This window comes from Paenibacillus sp. FSL R10-2748 (genome assembly GCF_038005565.1).
Lineage (GTDB): Bacteria > Bacillota > Bacilli > Paenibacillales > Paenibacillaceae > Paenibacillus > Paenibacillus polymyxa_B.
Window position 1 is genome coordinate 160,911 of the sequence record NZ_JBBOTK010000008.1, and the last position, 17,368, is coordinate 178,278.

Sequence of the window (17,368 nt, forward strand, 5' to 3'; positions counted from 1 at the left end):
GTGGAGAAATATACACTTTCATCTTAGCTAAGGAGCGATGATTTTGAAAGCTAAAGCTTTTGACTTGCATAAAGTAAGAATTGATTCCGGCCCACTTTTACATGCGATGGAACTGAATACGGCCTACCTGCTGAGTTTGGAACCCGACCGTTTACTATCGCGCTTTCGTGAATATGCGGGACTGGAGCCCAAAGCGGCTCACTATGAAGGCTGGGAAGCGCGTGGCATCAGCGGACATACACTCGGTCACTACCTGTCCGGCTGTGCACTGATGTTTGCCTCCACAGGCGACGAAAGACTGTTGGAACGCGTGAACTATGTGGTCGACGAACTGGAAATATGCCAAAACAGTCATGGAAACGGATACATTTCCGGCATTCCACGTGGGAAAGAGATTTTTGAGGAAGTAAAAGCCGGAGATATCCGCTCCCAGGGCTTTGATCTAAACGGCGGCTGGGTGCCGCTATATACCATGCACAAGCTTTTTGCGGGCTTGCGTGATGCACATCTGCTGGCGCATCATCCCAAGGCCCTGTCTATAGAAATCAAACTCGGCAACTGGCTGGAGGATGTACTTCAAGGGCTGGACGATGATCAGGTGCAGCAGGTGCTGCATTGCGAGTTTGGCGGTATGAACGAGGTGCTGACCGATCTGGCGGAACATTCGGGAGAAGAACGCTTTTTGAGCCTGGCGGAACGCTTTTATCACGGAGAGGTGCTCAATGATCTCGCAGATAGCCAAGATACGCTGGCAGGGCGACATGCCAATACGCAAATTCCCAAAATCATTGGCGCTGCACGGCAATTTGAAATGACGGGAAAACCGCAATATGCGGACCTGTCTCGCTTTTTCTGGGATCGGGTTGTTCACAAGCATTCCTACGTGATCGGCGGCAATAGCTATAATGAACATTTTGGTGAACCCGGGAAGCTGAATGACCGCTTGGGCGAAGGTACCTGTGAAACCTGTAACACCTACAATATGCTGAAATTAACAAGACATATGTTCGAGTGGGACGCCTATGCAGCCTATGCCGACTACTATGAACGAGCGATGTTCAATCATATTCTGGCTTCACAGCAGCCTATAGATGGACGTGTGTGCTATTTTGTATCGCTGGAAATGGGAGGACACAAGTCCTTTAATTCTCAATATGAGGATTTTACATGCTGTGTCGGTTCCGGTATGGAAAGCCACTCCATGTACGGCACTGCGATTTATTTTCATACGCCAGAAACGATCTATGTCAATCAATATGTCCCTTCTACCTTGACATGGGACGAGATGGGCGTACAGCTCAAACAAGACACTCTCTTTCCGCAAAATGGACGGGGAACGCTGCGCGTCATCAGCAAGGAGCCCAAATCCTTCGCGATCAAGCTAAGATGCCCTCATTGGGCGGAGCAAGGGATGATGATTAAAATCAACGGGGAAGAGTACGTCACAGAGGCTTGTCCTACCAGCTACGTTGTAATTGAACGGGAATGGAACAATGGGGATACGATCGAGTATGACATTCCTATGACCGTGAGAGTCGAGGAAATGCCGGATAATCCACGCCGAATTGCTTTTATGTATGGGCCGCTAGTGCTGGCTGGGGACCTTGGTCCTGTTGAGCAGGAATCCAACGAAGAACGTCTGCTTGCGTCTGTTCTGATCGGATCGGCCGACTCATTAACAACGAAGCTGATTGCTGACCGGAACGAGCCCAATACATTCCATACGACCGACTTAGGCTATATCGGAGACTTGAAGCTTCGTCCGTTTTATCAGATGTATGATCGTTCATATACCGTCTATTGGGATCTCTTTTCCAAGGACGAATGGACAGCAACCGAGGCAGAATATCGTACCGCGTTAGCGTATCAGCTAGAGCTGGAACGACTTACAGTGGACGTTGTGCAGCCTGCCGAAATGCAGCCTGAACGGGATCATGCCTTTACTGGCGAGGATGTAGGCCTGGGGTCCATCTATAACCGCAAATATCGCGATACCTGGCCTGGGGGCTGGTTCTCTTTTGTCATGAAGGTGCTTTCGGATGAGCCTGTCCAATTGGCGGTCACTTATTTGAAGGACTTGAGCCGTCCTCATGGTGACTTTGACATCACTGCGGATGGTCAGATTTTAGGGGAAGGCAAGCTGGAGTCTGAGGAAATGAATAAATTCGAAACGTTCGCCTATGAGCTTCCTCTATCTGTGACGAGCCAGAAGAATGAAGTGACGATTCAATTCACAGCCCATCCACAAGGTAAAGTGGCGAAAGTAGCTGGATTACGAGTGATTAGACACTCTATTGTATGATCAAATTATCTATATAAATCTACTATTTCGCCTACTCCGTTTTGATGTTCGTTTTTTAAAGGAAGCTTATAAAACAACAAGCAGACGCTCCTATAAGCTGTCTGCTTGTTCTGCTTACTGCCTTATAACTTCGATTCATCGTTATTGCTCCATGTTCACTTCACAGCATGTTCATTTCACGGAAGCTGTCTCTAATCTTGCGTAGCTCTTGCTGTGCCCTGCTGTATCGGGAAGCGTAGGTCCAGGCAAGCACCTGATGATAATGTGAAGGCGTTTCAATCGTAGTCACGTTATACATGATCGGAGTCCCGTCTACTTCTCCTTTTAGGGTAAACTCAATGGCTGGGTATCCATTCACCACCAAGTCGGAGGCAATCCCCAATTCAGAGTCCGTAATTCCTGACACCAAATGTTCCTCAATGATTCCTTTATATTCTTGAAGAGTCATACTGCTGTCAAAATCGCTTTTCGGTTCAGATAATACAATCAAATATCTTTCGGTCAATTCATTTTTAATGGAAATATCCGCTTCCTCATTAATCATATTATCTCGTGACCAATTCCACGGAGCCGTAACCGCAAACTGGCTATCCTTACTGGTAAATACCTCAGGCTTCACGATTTGAGTAATGAGCGTAGAAATTAAAAATACAGCAAAGACAATCGAAATGATCGTCATCAGGATGATTGCTCCTGCAAAAATCCCGGTTTTCTTTCTGCCCGCCTTTCCCAAATCCCTTACCTTAACCACATATGTACTCGCAGCCATATCCCCAATCCGTTGTTTCCGAGGTGTCACCAGCACACATAACCCCGCGGGCAGTCCCAGAAAAAATAGAGGATTCGTATCTACCAGCTGTATAAGGGTGCGGATCAACGATTTCACAATGCCCGGCGGCCTTCCTTCTCCATTCACGACCTGAATTCGAAGTACAAATTTGCCCAGCGTATAGCCCGTAAGTCCTTCCAGTAACAGATAATAGCAGAAGGAGCCAATCAGGAAAAGCATCACTACCAGGCCCATATTTGGGGTTTCCGCTTCAGATACTTTTTTCGCTGTAAAATAAACCAGCCCTCCATACCCAAAGACGATAAGAATGAAGTCAACCATCCAAGCCGCCCATCTTCTGAAAAAAATAGAGGCTCCGTATGTTTCTGATAATACTGCCATCCTATCCGGTTCTCGTCGATGATAGCCGCCATTCGTCGCATATGGTCCCGGAGCGACTGTAGATGGATTGTTCGTTACACCATGTTCCTCCAAATGATACACCTCTGTTGTCAATTTAATCCCGGTTAAGTATAGCATCCTTTTTCATCCAGTGAAGCAAGCCTGACAGTGCACTGGAGTAAACCGAATCCCGCCGATGAACAAACCACACCTCTAATTTGCGATATTTTTTGGGCAAACGATGAGAAACAATACTTCCCGCCCCCTCTGCCTTTGCAATCGACGATTGTGGTAACATGGACACCCCTAGACCAGAGGCTACACCACCCAAAATGACTTCCAATGTCCCAAACTCCATAACCTGATACGCAGCCACACCTGCTTCGCTCAGAAAGCTTTCCGCTCTTGTACGATGCGTGCACCCTACGTCGAAAAACAGCATAGGCTTGGCAAGCAGCTCGTCCATGTCCTTTTTCCCTGGTTCCGAGATGAGCACCAACTCCTCCTCAAAAGCTGCAACATACTCTATATGCGGATCATCGACGGGGCCATAGACGAACGCTCCATCTAATTCGTAATTTAATACCTTTTGTACGAGATCATGGGTGCTGCCTGTCATAAGCGATAGATGGACATCAGGATATTGAGCGTGATATTCCGTCAATAAAGAAGTCAGATGCGTAACCGCCGCCGTCTCAATCGACCCCAGTCGCAAAGGTCCCGCAGGCTGGTCTGAATATTGAGTGGACTTTTCAGCCTCGTCCAGCAAGGTCAGTATGGTATCCGCATATTCCAGCAGATTCTCTCCTGCTGGCGTTAGCGCCATTCCCCGGTTAGATCGGCGAAATAGCGGTACTTTCAATTGTGCCTCAAGCTGTTGAATCCGCGAGGTCACATTGGACTGTACATAGTTCAAGGCTTGCGCAGCCTTTGTGATACTGCCCTCGCGAGCGACGGCCCGAAAAATTTTCAAATCACTGCTTTCCATGTATACGTCACCTGCTTGGTATGATCATTTGTGATACTCACGTTCGATTTTGTTCATTTTACCGGATGCTTGCCGCTCTGTACAATTCAATATACATGCAATTGCATCTAAATTCGCACCACGGGAGGTTTTAAAATGAAAGCCGTGATACATGCCAGCAAAAATGGCCCTGAGGGTCTGATGTATACAGACGTTACGGACAGACAGACAGGGCACGATGAGGTGAGAGTAAAACTCAAAGCCGCAGGCTTGAACCATCGGGACCTATTCCTCATGGCAGATCGAGCTGCCAACGATGCTCCACTCATTCTCGGATCGGATGGAGCAGGTGTGATTGAGGCTGTGGGTGCTAGTGTCCCAACCTCGCTGGTAGGCACCGATGTAATTATCAATCCCTGTATCGGATGGGAGAATACGCATCATGTTCCCTTGGTTCCAGCCATTCTGGGCGGACCTTCGGACGGGACATTCGCTGAATCGGTTGTCATCCCCGTCCAAAATGCCGTCAGCAAGCCAGCATACCTTTCATGGGAAGAAGCAGGGGTACTGCCTTTGTCTGCTTTGACCGCTTATCGCGCGCTCTTCACAAGAGGCCAGTTACAGCAGGGTGAGCACGTCCTCATTCCCGGTATTGGCGGTGGTGTAGCCACGTATGCCATGCTTATGGCTTTAGCGGCAGGTGCACGGGTCACCGTCACATCACGCAGCGAAGCCAAGAGTCAGGCTGCCCTCGCCCATGGCGCTAATCATGCATTCGACAGCCATAGCGAATGGAAAGAAAGTATGAACGGAGACACTGTGGATCTGGTTCTTGACAGTATCGGTCCTGCTACATTCGATAAATATTTTGATATCCTCAAGCCGAACGGTCGGATCGTTACATTTGGCGCAAGCTCAGGAGATCGAGTAGAGATTCCGCTGCGGTCTATATTTTTCCCTCAAATCAGCATCATCGGCACCTCTATGGGCAGTGGCGAAGAATTCGCAGCTATGCTTCAGTTTATGGAGCGCCATGCACTCCATCCGATTATAGATAGCGTATTTCCTCTACAAGACACACCGCAAGCCTTCCACCGTATGCAGCAGGGAGCGCAGTTAGGCAATATAGGAATCAGGATAGGGTAAGGGGTCTGAACGAAGTATAGGAATAGAAAAAAATCCACTACCGTAAAATGCCTTCATCCAGAAGTCAATTTTATGGTAGTGGACCTATTCAGTCGATCAAACGATGCTGGACCCATTTGTTGCCGCGGAAGCGCCAAAGGAAAACGATCCCTCGCACGCCCCATTCAATATCCATAGCCAACCAGACACCAACAATCCCCAGATTGAACACTATTCCCAAAATATATCCAAGCACCACCCGACATAACCACATGGACAGCATCGAGGTGAGGGACGTAAATTTTGAATCACCTGCTGCCCTTAGTGCAGAGGGTGTAATAAAGGCAATGGACCAGAGCGGAATCTGGGCCAACGTATTAATCAGAATGACAACAAAAATGTCATCTACGATTTCGGCAGGCGGATGAAATAGCCCCACCATCGGCTCAAACAAAGGCATCAGGATTAATCCCATTACAATAAATGAACAAGACGACAGCCAAATAAACGATTTGGTAAACTTCCGGGCATCCGCGACATTTCGACGCCCCATGCATTGACCGACCACAGTTACAATCGTAAGAGCCAAAGCATTTGCAGGGATTTGGAACACATTAGCTAGGGATGAGCAAATGGCATTCGTCGCCAACGCATTTGTCCCCAGGCTCACAATGAAAATTTGGGTTAAAATTTTGCCCCCATTAAAAAACATCTGTTCCGCTGCAAAGGGAAGCCCGATAAACAGAATCTTTTTAAGCATAGCCAGATTAAAATAAAGCATATCTCTAAGCTGAACACGCAAGTCATCATCTACCCTGACCAAATAGATCAGCGCGCATACTGCTCCTGCATATCTGGACACATTGACGGCAATCGTCATGCCCAGCACACCCATATCCAATACATTAATGAATACCACATTAAGAAGCACATACGAGAGGTTCATGATGAGCGAAAGAGCCAGCGATGCCCTCGTCTTCCCAATGCCCCTCAGCGCCCCACACACTGCCTCAACGATTGCAATCCCCACAAAAGACATACAGCTTCCCAGCAGATATACCTTACCGTTAGCTAATACATCAGGCGAGGCCGAACCAAACAGAACACTTAAAATCGGATTGTACAAAACCATCATAAACAAACTGATACATAAGGCCAGCAAGGAAACGGAGGAAATGGTGCCGGATGCAGCTTTAGAGACCATGAGGTCGTTACCGCTCCCCTTATACTGTGCCACGACAACCGTTCCCCCGGTAGACACTGCAACAAACACATTAATCAGAAAAATATTCAAAGAATCGATCATATTTACAGCACTGACTGCCGCCATCCCCGACGAGCTAATCATTGCCGTGTTCACCAAATTAAGACCCACAATAAAAGCCTGATCAATCAGAAGCGGGATAAACAGCGCAATAATCTGTCGATAATCGATAGACTCTCCTGAAAAATGCTTATTCAGAAAGCCATGTGTTCTCATCCTTACACTCAGTTGACTCATATCATCACATTCTTTTTCTCAAATTGAAAAAAACCCTTCAACAGAAGAGCCTTCATGGCGAAAAAATGTATAAAGTTGCAAGGCTAGATGTGTCTAGTTCTTGATTCTGTACACTTTTCTCTACATAGAAGTATTACTCCAAAAGAAAATCCTGTCAATGGCTTTACTCACATTTGAATAGAAAAAAACAAAAAAACCTGCTCAGCTCAGCGAACAGGTTTTGGAGCAGCATTATAATGCTTTAATATATCATTAAACCCTTGTTAAAAGAATGTCTATGATCTTCTCGCAATTAAATCTTGTTGAATAGAAGCTTCATTCTTTTCGAATTTTTTATAAAAAAACATAGGAATGATTCCGATCAAGAAGACGATAAATGGCAGCCAGATAAAGCTAAACTGAATGCCGGACAACGCCGTAGGGGTTTGAACTTTCCCAGCGATATAACCGGTGCTGCCCATGATCCATGCTGGCAATAATCCGCCGATTCCGCTACCTGCTTTAATACAGAATGCGCTTCCAATGGAGGTCAGGAAACCACTTGCCCGAATACCATTTTTCCATTCCCCATAATCGACTGTATCTGACAACATCGCGAACGGCATAGAACATGCAAAGCCTGATCCTAACGCACCAATAATCCAGCCGATAATAATGAGGGTTAAGTCTGTACTGCCCATTAAAATCACGACTTGACCCAGCGCAGCTAATATCAATCCGATAATCATAATCGCATTTTTACTTAATTTTCTGGCGAAAAACGGAATCAGAACCATCGAGATCAACTGCAAGGAGGTCAGTCCATTGATTAAAGGCACTAAGTCCTTACTGTCCAGATTGTATTGCAGATAAAAGATTAGCGTTGCTGAACGAATATTCAAACCAATCCAGTAGCACAAGTTGGCAGCTACAACGAGCATCCATGGCCAGTTTCGTTTGATGGCTGTAAAGCTTTTAGCAATGGGAACGGATTTCGTTTTCACTGCTGCATTTTCTCGCAAATCGGCAAACGCTATGAAAAACATAATAATCGCCATGATTCCAAATAAAACGAGCGTTAAGGAAAATCCTTTTTGATCATTCCCCTGTCCAAAGAAAGCGACCAAAGGTAACGTAAACGTCGTGGCGATGAAGAAACCCACATTCCCCCCGACCATGCGGAAGGAGTTCAAGACTACGCGTTCATTAGAATTGGTGCTCAGATTAGGCAGAATAGACGTAATTGGCGTACTGATTCCGGTATAAAGGATACCTGCTATGATATACGTAATGGCGGCATATGCAATTTTGCCCGACTCACTCCAATTGGGTGTCGTAAACGTAAGGACCATGAACACAGCGAACGGAATAGCTAACCATAGAAAATAGGGTCTGCTCTGGCCGTATTTCGACTTGGTTCGGTCAATCAGGATGCCCCAAATCGGGGCATCAATGGCATCGATAAAACGGGTGATAAATAGTAATGTCCCGGCAATCCCGATAGAAAGTCCGAATACATCTGTATAAAAATATAATAGATAACTGGAAATAACACAGTATAGTAAATTGCCTGCCGTATCCGTTAATGAATAGCTGATTTTACGATGAAAAGGAACGGTACTTGCTGCCTTTTCCGGTGGTTCCGTACTCACAATTCTCGTACTCATGATCTTTCCTCTCCCCATGCGAATGAATTATGATTCATAAACCCATACACGCATTTCCCCTTTTGCCCGATTGCACCAGGCATAGTAAGGAATGGCGGTAATTTGTTGAGGAACAAATTCAGGAGGCTCCGAGCTATATAATGCGTTCGAATTTTTTACCCGGTATCCCTCTATAGTCAACTTTACAATGCCACCCAGCAGGTTTTCGCTAAACTCTTCCGTAATGAGGCTATCCTTCGTCAATCTTAATCCTGCCAAATTCGCTCCATTATCCACTTCTTCCAGACAGAACACGACTGGGCCGCGTTGGAGAGCAATTTGCTGCTGGTTCATGGAGACAAGTGGATTGCTCCGAATGCGCTCAACTGGCATAGCCAAATGCAGAGTTACCACATCTCCGTCCTTCCAAGTACGCTGAATCTCGATATAGCCATTTTCCAGATGGTCTAATGATATAGCTTCTCCATTCACCTTCACCTCTGCCTGCTTGCACCAACCCGGAATCCGTAGTGCCCATTTGAAGGAAGTCGGCTCTGTTACGTGGATCGAAAAGGTTAGATCCGCATCCCATGGATAATGATGAGTTTGTGTAATTTCAACCTCATGACCAGATAAAGTCATGTTCACCTTGCTGGCAATATACAGATGCGTATACAACGTATCATCCGTTTGGGTGTACATATTGTCCTCAACCGATGCAATCATTCGTGCCAAATTGGGCGGACAGCAGGCGCAGAAGAACCATTTTTGCCGTTCTGTTTTTACATGTTCCTGATCTTTTCTGGATTTTTGAAAAGGATTAACCTCCAGCGGATTCACGTAGAAAAACCGTTTTCCATCCAGGTCCATCCCACTAATCGTTCCGTTGTATAGCGCACGCTCCAAAACATCGGCATATTTCCGGTCTGGCGCTAAGCGCAGCATACGATTGGCCCAAAAGGCCAGCCCTACAGAGGCGCAGGTCTCACAGTACATGCTGTCATTGGGAAGATCGTGATGGCAAGTGAACGCTTCCGCGTTTACAGTAGAACCGATCCCTGCGGTGATGTACATTTTATGATTCGTTACATCATCCCACAGCGTTTCACAGGCTTGTAACAGGGAAGCATCCCCTGTTTTCGCGGCCAAGTCCGCCATCGCAATATACAGATACACCGCTCTCACCGCATGGCCGACTGCCTCTTTTTGTTCCCGCACAGGTTGGTGTGCTTGCTGGTATTCGAAGCCTAAGCCAAAATTAATGTTGTTATCATCATTCCAGGTGGGCTCTGTTTGAATATGTTTTCTCTTTTCTTGTTCCTCTGCAAAGTAAATAGGATGCTGTCCCCGCTGTTCAATAAAATATTGCGCTAATTCGAGATATTGATCCTTTGCAGTTACGTCGTATAATTTGATCAAGGCCAACTCAATTTCTTCATGTCCCGGGTAGCCTTTCCGTTTCCCTTCTTCCGTACCAAAAATCTGCTGAATCAGGTCTACGTATTTCTCCATAATGTGAAGAAACTTCGTTTTGCCCGTCGTTTCATAATAAGCAACAGCCGCTTCTATAAAATGCCCTGCACAATACAGCTCATGATTATCTCTTAGGTTCGTCCAGCGATTATTGGGTTCCTTCAGCAGATAGTACGTATTCAGATACCCATCCTCAGCTTGAGCTCTTCCCAACAATTCAATCACTTCATCAGCCCGCTCTTCAAGCGCAGGATTCGGATGATCCCTTAAGCTAAAGGCAACTGTCTCCAGCCATTTGGCAATGTCACTGTCCTGGAAAACGGTTCCATAATACTCCCCACTGGATTCCCCGGCTGCAATCCTAAAGTTTTCAATCGCATGACTGGGTTCTGTATCTGGTAATTCATCATTTAATGCTTTCCACTGATAAGGAATAACCTCTTCCGCCACAACCTGCTTATACTTTTTCCAAAATAAATCATCAACGATGACATGCTTAACTGGCTTTGCCGTTTTCATTGGATAAACATCCCTTCCTGGAAATAGAACGCTTTCATTTTTGAAAAAATAAGGATAAAGTAATGATAATATCGTACAAGCTAACCTGAGCTCCCCTTGCTACGTCCTTATTTTATCAACCTGAATTTATAAAAAAAATCGCGATCTTTAACTAAAACTTATACGATTTCACACACAAAGGAGCTGGCTTCCATGAGCAAAACAGACTTTCTATCATTCCTTGTCCCTCCGCTGCCTTATTTCATTGAGGGGAATTTTACTACATATCAAAAAGGGGATTGGCACCCGAATAGGTATAATCTGGGTTATTTTGACGTAATAATCATTAAAGAAGGATTGCTGCACATTGGCGAAGAGGACGAAGTGTGGAAGGTAACTGAAAATTACGCTCTCATTCTTGAACCGGATAAACATCATTTTCCCATTGAGGCATGTACAGAACAAACCTCCTTTTACTGGTTCCATTTTCAAACCAATAGCATGTGGTGCGCACAATCCTCGCCCAATCCTATTATACCCAGCACCCCCATTCCCGAGCTGCATTTTCATTCAGAACATACGACCATTCATTTGCCCAAAATTCAAAAAGTGGTGAATCCGCATGAGCTATTTTCGAAATTAGACTATTTACTAGCCTCTACTTTAAAACCTAGAAAGCTGGCACTATGGGAGGCCCAACAGACGTTTGTGAATGTTTTTCAGAGTTTGGAGTATGATCAGAATAATAAAGACAGCTCCTCTAAGTTGGCGGAACAGATCGAAATATACCTAAAACAGAATTACAAAAATACAATCACTAATAAAGATTTGGAGACCCATTTTCACGTACATCAGAACTATCTCGCCAGATGTATGAAGGTCGCCTTCCAGCGCACACCGCTTGAGTATTTAATGGATTATCGCCTGGATCAAGGACGCAGTCTTTTGCTGCAAACTGACTGGTCTGTCCAACAAATTACCGAGGAAACAGGATTCTCCCAAGCAAGCTATTTCTCCAAATGCTTTAAAGAAAAGTTCGGAATGTCTCCAAAGAATTACAGACAACAATACTGGAAGCCAGTCCATTGAATGCTTACACCGCCTTTACATTCCTTTTACATTTTCATTGTATCCTTTTGATATTCTCGCTTTATACTGAGTCGGTTATATCATTTTCACTTCAGAAAAGGGGCATACATATGAAGTCAACTAAACTAGCATTATTAGCCATTTTAACGGGGGTTCTGGTATCACCAGAACTGACCCATGCGGCAGACATTCAGCCATCCGGGTATGCATCACTACGAACACAGGCAGATAAAATGGGGGCCACAATTACATGGGACAGTGATGACCACTCTGTTTTGGTCAAACTGAAAAATGGCATTGTCGGGACCTTTACAGTGGGTGAGAAGCAATATCGTCTAGCTGGACTAAGCGGAAAAGCGGACCGGGAAATTAAGATGATGAATGGAAATGTATATCTTCCTACAAAACTTCTTACAGCGCTTGAAGCAGAGAACAGCAAATATGCAGATCCAAAGGATGCAGTCCCCACCTATAAAGTGATCCCTTCTGCTGAAACAGAAGCTGTGGAGGATGGAGAAGACGCAGCCGACGACCCTGCAATCTGGCTCAACCCGGCCGAGCCAGAGAAAAGTAGAATTTTAGCAACCAATAAAGGCGGCGGGATTTTAGTCTATGATCTGGAAGGCAAACAACTGCAAAACATGAAGGTCGGAAAAATGAATAACGTGGACCTTCGTTACGGTTTCACATTGGGCGGCAAAAAAATTGATATCGCAGGGGCAACCAATCGAACCAACAACACGATTGATATCTTTGCCATTGACGGTGCATCAGGAAAGCTGACCAACGTGGTTGGCAAACCCATTAAAGCATCTATGAAAGAAGTGTACGGATTCAGCTTATACCATAGCCTCAAGACAGATAAATTTTACGCGCTCGTGTTGGGCAAAGAGGGTGAATTTGAACAATATGAGCTGACTGATGACGGAAGTGGCAAAATTGCAGGTAAGCTTGTCCGCCAGTTCAAGCTAGATACGCAATCTGAGGGCATGGTTGCTGATGATGAATATGGTACGATCTACATCGCTGAAGAGGATTACGCCATTTGGAAGTATAGTGCCGAGCCAGACGGTTCATCCGAGCCGCTGCGACGTGTTGATATTGCAGATGGGCGTAGACTCCACGATGACATAGAAGGACTTACATTGTATTACGGTAAAGATGGCAAGGGGTATCTCATGGCCTCCAGTCAAGGAAACAGCAGCTATGCGATCTATGAACGACAAGGCGACAATGCATATATAAGCAACTTTACGATCAGCGCGAGCCCTACCGTTGACGGTACGTCTGTCACAGACGGTATTGATGTTCTTGGCTACGGATTAGGCAAGAATTTCCCTCATGGTATCTTCGTTGCACAAGATGACGAAAATCTTCAAAACGGCAAAAAGTTAAATCAGAACTTTAAAATGGTGCCTTGGGAGCGAATCGCTACGGGAGCCCCTACTCCGCTAACGATAGACGATGGCATCAACCCGCGTGAATTGGTAAACAGAAGCACGCAGTAATGCCCTTCGGGGAAATCAACTCAACATTCCGACTCTATTCATAGAAAAAAAGGGGTGTTCCAAAAGCCATAAAACGGCTGCTTGGGACACCCCTTTTTGTTTTTAAGCAGGAAAAGGTTTAAGATCCAGCACCAGCACATTCACCGAGTTAGCTGGTAAGTACAAAAGGACAGAATTCGTATCAAGCGTGATCTGCTGTTCGGTAGGCACTACCTTCTCGTCATTCTTCTTGTTCACGTTAGGTACATGAACAAGCGAGGAATCGCCGGTTAGTGTAACCAGCTTAGCGATGGACTCAACACTCAAATCTTGTAGATTCAGCTGTATTACCTTATCTACGTTGTCAGCATTCACCAGCTTCACGTATACATGCTCAGCATCTTGGGTTACCGAGTTGAACACGTCTCTGTTGTAAGCCTCCAGCTTGTAGTCCAGCACTTTGCTGGTCGTCTCGCCGTCGGTGTATGAGCAAATCAGATTACTGCCCGTTTCACCGCCGTAGTTCACTGTTATGGTGTAGTCCGTGTTGTCAGCCAACTCTTCATAGCTAGCTGCTCTCAAGTTACCTGCCGCTGTACTGGAAGAGTAGTCACCCAATGTGTAGCCTTCTATGCCTTGCTTGTAAACCTTCACGCCGGTAGCCTTGCCGCCATAACCGATCGCGTATTCGACAACGTCCTTTTTCTCCGCAGAAATATCCGTGAGACCCGCACCCACATAAAAACCGTCCGTGCCGGAAATACGGGAAGCGACCACCTCTACCTTGTAATTGCTCCAGCTGTCGTTCAAGATGTACAGACCATTCAAACCGCTATCCTGAGCTTTGAGGACAAGCCCCTTGCCTTCCTCCACTGTAGAGCCCCCGGAACCGGGAATGACCTGCCAGGCCGAATTCAATTCCTGGGTAAAGTCTTGATCCAGCAAAACACTGCCGTCCTGGTTGGAAGTAACAGTCACACGCTTAATCATAACTTCGGCGTTGCCTGTCGCGATTTCAATTCCACCCTGAGGAATGAGATCCGTTGGCTTGCCGTTTTTGTAAGTAGAGAAAGAAGTGCTCAATACTTTATTCCCCAAATATTTAGCATACATTTGCTGTACATAGTAGTTCGGCGTAAACCACACCGTTTCGTCATCGAACCAGATGCAGTCTGGTGTCCATCTGTAGGTTCCATCTGTCAGCACCTTGTTAAACAGCGGTGCATAGGCAGCCAACCGAACGACATCGGCATTATTTTCGAAGCCCGTCATCACCGCTGCCTCTGCTACAGCGCCTGCTAATGTATTTTTATCCGTTGAGGCGTACTCTCCGACAAAAACCTTTGATGTTGCTTTCCAATTTATACTGCCGTCCACGTTATAAGCTCTGTAGTAGTAGTTATAGCGGTCCACGTTATTCAGCAGGTACTCGTTAGAACGATAATAATGCTCGTCTGCAATAGTGTCCATATAGTCTTTTTGCTTCTCATACCAGGTTACAGTTTCTTCCGTCACCTGGTTACCATCTGCAAAAGCAACCTTAGCCGAGCCCTTCATATTACCGCTCAGGAACTTCCAGCCCTGCTGATAGGCATCGTCGTCTGCTTGAGCGCCAACCGTGGAGATGATATGCAGCTCATAACCCGGATAGTTTTTCTCCATGTACTCATCAATCGACGTCTTGAACACTTCAAAGTTGGCAAAGAACTCTGTGCCCCAGTTCTCGTTACCCACACCCAAATAACGCAGATCGAACGGAGCTTCATGGCCCATTTTTTTACGCATAGCAGCCCATTCATTATGTTCAAAATCCACACTGATCGCAAAGTCGATCAGATCTGTAAAGTTCTTAATATAGTATTCTCTTAATGCGCCTCCAGCCGGATGAGCGTAATCGGAACGGGCTTGGCAGAGAACGCCACAGGCCATAACCGGAAGCGGTGCTGCATTCAGGTCTTCTGCCAACTGGAAATACTCCATATAACCAAGGCCCATGGTCATCATATAGCCCCATACATTAAAGTTTTCCTTGCGCAGCTCGATATCCCCAATCGATTCCTTCCAATCGTATACGTTTTCCCATATAAACGAACCCTCGGAAATACAACCACCTGGAAACCGCAAAAACTTCGGATGCATGCCAACCAGTGCGTTCACCAAATCTTTTCTCAGTCGGTAGTTAGGATTTCCCTGGAAGTTAGCATGTGCCGATGGGGATTGCGCTTCCTCTCCTGCGCCCCATACATCTTGTGGGAATAAAGAAACCATATCAACCGAAATGTCCCCTTCAAATGTAAGCGCCAGCTGCCCGAGAACCGTAGCTGAGCCTGTCAGCACAAGTTTGGAATCGATGCCGTACTTCTTCCACCTGTTGCCACCTTCCACCTGTATCGTAACCGAATCACTAATAGCCTTTTCATTCGAGCCTTGCAGTTGCAGTGTGATTGCGCCCGCTGAATCGGCCTTCGCCCAGATGGTAAACTCATACTTGGCACCCTCTTGGATGGACATGGCACAATTCTGGTTAGAATCGGAAAAGCCCTTGTTCCGAATCGTTGCACCATCCGCTACCGTCACATAATAAGAGTTCACTTCTTTGTCTTTTGCGCCTAAAAACTCATTTAATCCACCGCTATGTTGTGGAGTCATCTTGTCCGTATCACCAGACCAGGCAAACAACGGGTTGCGGTTCCGTCCTGTAGAGCAGCCGCATTCACCGGAAGCATGGGAATACGTATCAAACTCGAAAGATTCAAAGGAGCGATTCTGAACGAGTTCTGCATAAATCCCGCCATCTGCCGCGTTATTGATATCTTCATAGAACAAGCCGTACATCACTTCGCTGACATCCAGTACTTCCTTATTTCCATGAATGGTCAGCGTGTACGGAGGCAGCTGTTCAGGAAGAACGGATACTTCAAAGCTTTCTTCAATCTGGCTTAAGCCCTTCATTAATAAAGCTGTGACGGTAACCCCTTGTGCAGAGGTAATCGCCTGCACCTGCCCATTGTCAGAGAGTATACTAGGTTGGCTGGATTTCCAGGTCACTTCTACTCTACCGCCCATCAGAACGGTTGGCAGAGATAAGTCCTTGGTCACAATCGTCGTTGGAAAGGACAAATATTTATCTCTAGCAAGCTTCACGATCTCTTCATCTGTCAACGAATCGCACATGACCTCAATGACTTCATCTGCCGACAAGCCTGCTTTATAAATTCTAAAGTCTGAAACGGAGCCGGCAAAGTCTACATCCGCCGCATGCTGGGAGCGACCGATAAAATTGTTGCTGTAGTTGGACGAGTCTGTAAACGTTTCGAACCATTTACGCAGCTTGGCATAGTTACCGCTGGAAGTTTGGCTGATGGAACCATCCGCTACCACTTCACCATTGACATATATCACCGGACCGGCACTACTTAATGTGCCGCCTTCCGTGCCGATCACAGACAGGGCTATGTGCATCCACTCATCCCTGACAAAGCCTCTTCCCGGGTCTACGGACAAATCCGCCTCGGTGAAAAGGGTTCCGCGCAGATTCCGTGTCATGAACATATAGGGTCCTGTATGGGCTTTACCAAAGTCAAAGACACGTTCCCACATATCTGTGAATCTGCCGAAGTTGACCCAAGCAGTAACCGTCACACCGGTGTTATCGCTTACATCTTTGAATAGATCGGAAGGAAGCTGGATATACGATGTACCGTTGGGGCCTCCCTCAAGCATCAAAGCTGCTCTACCGGTAGCATGGGAAATCGTAGGTGTTACTGTGCCTGAAGCAACCCCATCGTTACCTTGCCCTGAGCTATCTTTGCCGACGTTCTCTGCATCATCAAACTTGTAACGTGCAATGATTTGATCTTGGAATTTGGTCATCTTCGTTGCTCCTATACCTATAGTTTATTAATGTAATAACTAATTAATTAATATAAATACATACTATATAGCTATAGTACCTTATCCTGAGTACTTTTTTCAATCCAATAAATCGGATTTATGAAGAAAATACTTGAACGAACTACATAAAAAAGCAGCCATCACAGAAGATACTCTGCGATAACTGCTTTTTGGCTTACAAGATTACTTGGCCTAGTCGGGACTTTTCTGAAATAAAGAAGTTTGGCCGTAGCTAT

The 17,368-nt window shown here is 46.0% G+C and carries 10 protein-coding genes; 4 read left to right on the forward strand and 6 right to left on the reverse strand.

What is annotated here, in order from left to right; all coding sequences use genetic code 11:
- Positions 1-43: 43 nt before the first annotated feature.
- On the forward strand, positions 44-2,302 hold the full coding sequence (locus tag NSS66_RS21665) for a beta-L-arabinofuranosidase domain-containing protein (RefSeq protein WP_340959742.1): 2,259 nt from the start codon (positions 44-46) through the stop codon (positions 2,300-2,302).
- 160 nt (positions 2,303-2,462) lie between these two features.
- Here NSS66_RS21665 and NSS66_RS21670 read toward each other — a convergent pair whose 3' ends face one another.
- Both NSS66_RS21670 and NSS66_RS21675 read right to left on the reverse strand, forming a co-directional pair.
- Positions 2,463-3,611, reverse strand: coding sequence for an RDD family protein (locus tag NSS66_RS21670; protein ID WP_068938368.1), 1,149 nt, complete (start codon positions 3,609-3,611; stop codon positions 2,463-2,465).
- Complete coding sequence (locus NSS66_RS21675; protein WP_068938369.1) at positions 3,589-4,461, reverse strand: LysR family transcriptional regulator; 873 nt, start codon at positions 4,459-4,461, stop codon at positions 3,589-3,591. Before NSS66_RS21675 ends, NSS66_RS21670 begins: the two co-directional genes overlap by 23 nt.
- A 135-nt stretch (positions 4,462-4,596) precedes the next feature.
- On the opposite strand from NSS66_RS21675, the gene NSS66_RS21680 reads away from it, so the two are divergent.
- Positions 4,597-5,586 (forward strand): zinc-binding dehydrogenase, encoded by a 990-nt coding sequence (locus tag NSS66_RS21680; RefSeq protein ID WP_023986524.1) that lies wholly within the window; start codon positions 4,597-4,599, stop codon positions 5,584-5,586.
- A gap of 88 nt (positions 5,587-5,674) precedes the next feature.
- On the opposite strand, the gene NSS66_RS21685 is transcribed toward NSS66_RS21680, so the two are convergent.
- The 3 genes from NSS66_RS21685 to NSS66_RS21695 all read right to left on the reverse strand — a co-directional run bounded on the left by NSS66_RS21685 (position 5,675) and on the right by NSS66_RS21695 (position 10,683).
- Positions 5,675-7,066: an MATE family efflux transporter gene (locus NSS66_RS21685; protein ID WP_053324395.1), complete on the reverse strand. Its 1,392-nt coding sequence runs from the start codon at positions 7,064-7,066 to the stop codon at positions 5,675-5,677.
- A 275-nt stretch (positions 7,067-7,341) separates the two neighbouring features.
- Positions 7,342-8,712, reverse strand: coding sequence for an MFS transporter (locus NSS66_RS21690; RefSeq protein WP_076295711.1), 1,371 nt, complete (start codon positions 8,710-8,712; stop codon positions 7,342-7,344).
- 27 nt (positions 8,713-8,739) lie between these two features.
- A complete protein-coding gene (locus NSS66_RS21695) occupies positions 8,740-10,683 on the reverse strand; it encodes a glycoside hydrolase family 127 protein (protein ID WP_340959743.1) in 1,944 nt (647 codons plus the stop codon).
- 192 nt (positions 10,684-10,875) lie between these two features.
- Between NSS66_RS21695 and NSS66_RS21700 the strand changes: the two genes are divergently transcribed.
- Together NSS66_RS21700 and NSS66_RS21705 are read left to right on the forward strand one after the other, a co-directional pair.
- Positions 10,876-11,751, forward strand: coding sequence for a helix-turn-helix transcriptional regulator (locus NSS66_RS21700; protein ID WP_023986520.1), 876 nt, complete (start codon positions 10,876-10,878; stop codon positions 11,749-11,751).
- Positions 11,752-11,861: 110 nt separating this feature from the next.
- The gene (locus NSS66_RS21705) at positions 11,862-13,259 is read left to right on the forward strand and encodes a phytase (protein WP_279834994.1); all 1,398 of its coding nucleotides are present in this window, start codon (positions 11,862-11,864) and stop codon (positions 13,257-13,259) included.
- Between the two features lie 102 nt (positions 13,260-13,361).
- On the opposite strand, the gene NSS66_RS21710 is transcribed toward NSS66_RS21705, so the two are convergent.
- Complete coding sequence (locus tag NSS66_RS21710) at positions 13,362-17,111, reverse strand: alpha-L-arabinofuranosidase C-terminal domain-containing protein (protein WP_340959744.1); 3,750 nt, start codon at positions 17,109-17,111, stop codon at positions 13,362-13,364.
- Positions 17,112-17,368 lie beyond the last annotated feature (257 nt).